General features: G+C 66.5%; 1 pseudogene. It reads right to left on the bottom strand.

The window, feature by feature from the left end:
• A pseudogene (locus tag B7P34_RS36140) lies at positions 1–488 on the bottom strand (cell division protein FtsK); the annotation flags it as partial.
• Between the last annotated feature and the right edge of the window lie 59 nt (positions 489–547).

Here is a 547-nt window from a genome sequence, read left to right as displayed (position 1 = left end):
ATGATGATCGACGCGTAGGCGATGGACAGCTTGATCCAGGCGCCGCGCTGGTTGGTGAACAGCGGGATCGCGGTGAAGATGTCGACCTCGCCCGCGTTGAGCAGCGGCCACGGCTCCTGCTCGGCCTGGGCCATCACCTGGTCGGACACGAACAACACCAGGTGGCCCGGGTGTCGGCGCCCAACGGACGGCCACACCGTGCCGAGCTCACGTCGCAGCGCGGCGGCCAACTCTTCGCGGCGCTCCATCACGAACGACGCCGTGACACCCCTCGGGAGTTCCAGTTCGATCCGCACGCCGGGCCCGTCGCGGTGCGGGTCCATCAACAGCCGGATGTCGTCGGGGACCTTCATCTTGGCGTTGCCGAGCGCGCACAACGACTCCATCACCATCGGCGCGGTCAGCGGAAGCTCAACGCTCTTCACGACCCGCGGGCCGAGGTCCACCAGCTTCTGGTCCTCTTTCCGTCCGAGTAGTCCAAACAGCACGACCAGTCCACCTCCGAGAATCCACCACACCCAGTCGGGCGGGCGAGGAATCACACCTG

The sequence above is a fragment of the Streptosporangium nondiastaticum genome (assembly GCF_003011965.1).
GTDB lineage: Bacteria > Actinomycetota > Actinomycetes > Streptomycetales > Streptomycetaceae > Streptomyces > Streptomyces nondiastaticus.
Note: the sequence above shows the minus strand (reverse complement) of the source record. Positions and strands in the feature narration are given on the sequence as shown.